Source organism: Nocardia sp. NPDC004722, assembly GCF_053601505.1.
The window spans coordinates 1-4303 of sequence record NZ_JBSGBY010000680.1 but is presented as its reverse complement, the minus strand read 5'-3'; the positions used below and the strand labels follow the sequence as shown (position 1 = coordinate 4303).

Sequence of the window (4303 nt, the reverse complement as noted above, 5' to 3'; positions counted from 1 at the left end):
GATCACCCGGCTCGACGGTCACCTGGGCCTGCGCGGCGACGCGGAGCCGGTGGCGGCGCTGCTGGGCGGGCTCGGCGGGCTGGTGAAAACCCTGGCCGCGGAGCAGCCCGGGCTGTTCTGCCGCGCACTCGACATCGATCCCGCGGCGCTGCCGCACCGGTTGGCCGAGGTCGCGCTGGAAGAGCTCTGCGACGCCGCGATCGACACCGTCGAGGTCGGCGTGGACGCCGCGGGGGCTCGCCGCACCCCGGTGCCCAGCCGCTACGGTGCCGCCACGACCGTCGAGATCGTCCGCGCGGGAACCGACTTCGGTCCGTCGCTGCTGACCGAGGCGGACACCCTGGTGGTGACCGGCGGGGCCCGCGGCGTCACCGCGACCTGTGTGCTCGCCCTGGCCCGTACCAGCGCCTGCCGCTTCGTCCTGCTGGGCCGCACCGATCTGACGGCGGATCCGGAGTGGGCGACCGATATCGCCGACGCCGACCTCAAAGCGGCCGCGGTGCGAGCCCTTGCCGGTACCGGCCTCAAGCCGCGCGAGATCGACAACGCCTGCGGGCGTATCCGCGCGGTGCGCGAAATCCGTGCCACCCTGGCCGAACTCGGCGATCGAGCGGACTATCTGGCAGTCGACGCCACCGACACCGAGGCACTGACCGCCGCGCTCGCGCGCTGGCGAGACGGCGACGGGCTCTCTCCCACTGTCGGCACTGAGCGGCGCGGGCAGATCACGGGCGTCGTGCATGGGGCCGGAGTCCTTGCGGATTCACTGATTCCGGATAAGACGGCTGAATCGATCGGGCGGGTGCTCGGGCCCAAGCTGGCCGGGTTGGCGGCGGTGTTGGAGGCGGTCGGGGAGGTTCGGCATCTGGTGCTGTTCACCTCGGTAGCCGGACTGTTCGGCAATACCGGGCAGGGCGATTACGCGGCGGCCAACGAGGCTCTTACTCGGTTCGCGGTCAGCTGGGGCGCTCAGGATGCGGACCGCCGGGTCACTGCCCTGGACTGGGGTGCCTGGGATGGCGGCATGGTGAGTCCCGAACTGCGGGAGCACTTCCGGTCTCGTGGCGTGCCGCTGCTGGCGCCGGCCGCCGGGGCCGCCGCGTTCACCGCGCAGTTCTCGGCCGCCCGTCGTCCCGAACCGGTGCTGTTGATCGGTTCCGCTACAGCCTTGTCGGTGGCGAGCGCCGAGCCCGCGACGGTGCGGGCCCGGCGCGGGATTGCGGAACTGGTGACCGAGCCGGTCATCGACGCGCACCGCATCGGTGAGCACATCGTGCTACCTGCCACCTTTGGGCTCGGTGCCATGGTGAACCTCGCCGAACGCACCCGGCCGGGCCGGATCGTGGTGGGGGTGCACGGGTTGCAGGTGCTCAAGGGTCTGGTGTTCGATCACCCGATCCCGAGTATCGAGGTGGAACTCGAGCCGGTCAGCGAGGTCGACGGGCGGACCGCGGTGCGCGCCAACGTGTTCGGCGACGGCGCGGCCCGATTCCAGGCCACGCTGTTGCTCGCTGACGAACCGGAAACCCCGGCCCGGCAGCAGGTTCCGAGCGGGCCCGGCAGCGACGCCGGCTACCTCTACCGCGACGGAATCGAGTTCCACGCGCCCGCCCTGCAAGGGCTGCGCGCGGTGCGGTCGGCCAGCGACGAGGCCATCGTCCTGGAATGCGCTCTGGACGCGGATCCGGTGGCGCACGGCAGTTTCGCGAGTCGCCTGCACGATCCGGTCCGGGCCGACCTGATTCTGCAAGCCCCGTTGGTGCTGGGACACCGGCTGCTCGGCGCGGCCTGCCTGCCCCTGGGCGTCGGCCGCATCGACTACCACCGTCCGCTGCCGATCGGCGAACCCTTCCTGGTGGTCGTCGACAACCCCCGCGCGACCCGCATGGAAGCCCTGATCGATTCGACCGCACTGGCCCTCGACGGCACGGTGCTGCAACGGTTCTCGGATGTCGCGGTACTCACGACACCCGATCTGACGGAGAAGTTCCAGACCTCGGTGAGGCGGTGGACGGCATGACGGCACTCGACTTCGACGGCATCGCCTTCGATCCGATCGGCGCGCGCTCGAGCGCGCCCCAACCCGAACCGGTTACATCACCCGAACCGGTTGCATCGCAGCCTGTTCCGGACCAGGTCGAAGCCTCGACCAGGCGGGTGCACGACCCCGCGGCACAGCCGGTGGACACCTCACCTGTGCATCCGGTGGCCGCCGCTGCGATCGCGCAGATCCGGGCGGGCGTCATCGAGGCGCACCGGGCGGCCTTGAGCGCCCAGACGGCCCTGCAGCGCGAGGTGTGGCGGCGGGCCCGAGGCAGCGTGGCGGGTGCGACCGGCACCTCGGTGGTTGCTCCTACTGTTCCGCCGGTCGCGTCGTCGGTGGCGCGGACTGTCCATGCGGTGGAGGGCTCGTTCAAACCTCTTGCCCGCACCGAGGTCTCGCGGCTCGGCTCTGCGGCCCTGCGGCAGCTGACGGAGGCGGAGATGGGTGCGGTCTTCGGTACCACCCACCGGCGGGCCGGAGTGGAAGTGACCGCCCGGCTGGCGGCCACCACTCCGCTCACGCTCACCGAGGTGACCTCGATCGAGCTGTACGGCGGAACCGGCCACGGCCGGGTCGTTGCCTCTTTCGAAGGCGATCCCCGCGCCGCGGCTCTCCAAGCGGCGGAGGTGTTCGCTCTCTACACCGGGATGCCGCTGTGCCTGTCGGGCAGCACGCTCACCGGCGGCGTGGCCGAATCCGACGCCGGATTCGGCAGCGGCACCGTGGATCTGGTGGTGGACCGGCTCGATCTGGTGCCCCGCCCGTTCCTACAGGCGAGCGCCACCCTCGACAGCGGTGCGGTGCTGGCGGTCACCGTGATGGTGGCCGAACGGCTCGGCGCGGACATCGGGCCGGGACAGGCGGTACCGCGTGTGCTGCTCAACGAATTCCACATGGCACACCTGGCGCGCGGCGACCAGGCCATCGCCATGGGACCGGAATTCGCCGAGTACACCGGCGTGCGGGCGACCCGCCTGCCCACCGGCGGGCTGCTGCTGGTGGACCGGGTGCTGCGCTTCGACGGCGAACGCGGCAACCTCGAATCCGCCGCGTACGACACCGAATACGACTCACCCGCCGACTCCTGGTACTACGGCGACACCGCCAACGACTCCATGCCGCACTTCGTCTACATGGAGACCTCACTGCAGGCGGCGCTGCTCATGGGCTACTACGCGGGGCCGACGCTGACCCAGCCCGGCACCACCCTGAGCCTGCGCAACCTGGGCGGCAGCGCCACCGTGTTGCGGCAGATCGACCTGCGCGGCAAGACGATCCAGCAGTCCTCGCGCCTGCTGTCGACCACCATCCTGCCGGGCTCGTCCTTGCAGACCTTCGACTACACCCTCAGCGTCGACGGTGAACCGTTCTATCGCGGCGAGACCATGTTCGGCTACTTCAGCGATCAAGCCCTGGGCAACCAGACCGGACTGGACGCCGGAAGGTATGTGCCGAGCTGGCTCTCGGAACACCCCGAGGCCGCCACTCGCGTCATCGACGTGGCCGCGCGCCGCGGCGACCCCGGGTCGCGGGCCTGCTCGCGGCGCAAGCTGGCGCTCATCGACCGGGTCGAGGTCGTCGACGGCGGCGGCAATTACGGTGCGGGCTACCTGCGTTCGCTGCGCGCCATCGATCCGCAGGATTGGTTCTTCGCCCGGCACTTCCACCTGGACCCGGTGATCCCGGGCTCGCTGGGCGTCGAATCGGTGATCCACGCCGTGCAGGAATGGATGCTCGACGCCGGTCTCGCCGACGGCCTGAGCGATCCGGTGTTCCGGATTCCCCGCGACATCGCCTTCAGCTGGCGCTATCGCGGCCAATTCCTGCCCACGGACGGCACCGTCGAACTCGAGGCGCACATCAAGTCGGTGCATCGCGGCCCGCACGGCGCGACCGTGGTGGTGGACGGCTCGCTGTGGAAGCCGGGCCTGCGCATCTACGAACTGATCGACCTGTCCGTGGAACTCGCCGACCGAAAGGCGCAGTCGTGACCACCCTCAGCAATCCGGTCGCCGAGACCGCCGAGGAGATCGCCGCATTGCTGCGCGATCTGGACCGTCCGTGCTGGATCATCCGGCACGACGGCCGGGTCGCCGCCACCGCCGACGAGGATCTGGCCGCGCGCGGCCCGGTGCTCGCGGCGGTGGGGCCACTGCCCACGCACCGACTGGGCGACAGTGCTTTCCGTGCCGCCCACGGGGTGCGGGCCGCCTACGCGGCCGGGGCCATGGCCAACGGCATCGCCTCGCCCGCGCTGGT

Annotated in this window: 2 protein-coding genes and 1 pseudogene; all 3 read left to right on the top strand. The window is 70.8% G+C overall.

The features are described from left to right. On the top strand, positions 1-2020 hold a 2020-nt coding region (locus ACWELQ_RS39625), incomplete at its 5' end, for a KR domain-containing protein (protein WP_452402142.1). Continuing rightward, positions 2017-4035, top strand: coding sequence for a beta-ketoacyl synthase (locus ACWELQ_RS39620; protein WP_452402141.1), 2019 nt, complete (start codon positions 2017-2019; stop codon positions 4033-4035). The genes ACWELQ_RS39625 and ACWELQ_RS39620, both read left to right, overlap by 4 nt. Continuing rightward, a pseudogene (locus tag ACWELQ_RS39615) lies at positions 4032-4303 on the top strand (2-nitropropane dioxygenase); the annotation flags it as partial. The gene ACWELQ_RS39620 and the pseudogene ACWELQ_RS39615, both read left to right, overlap by 4 nt.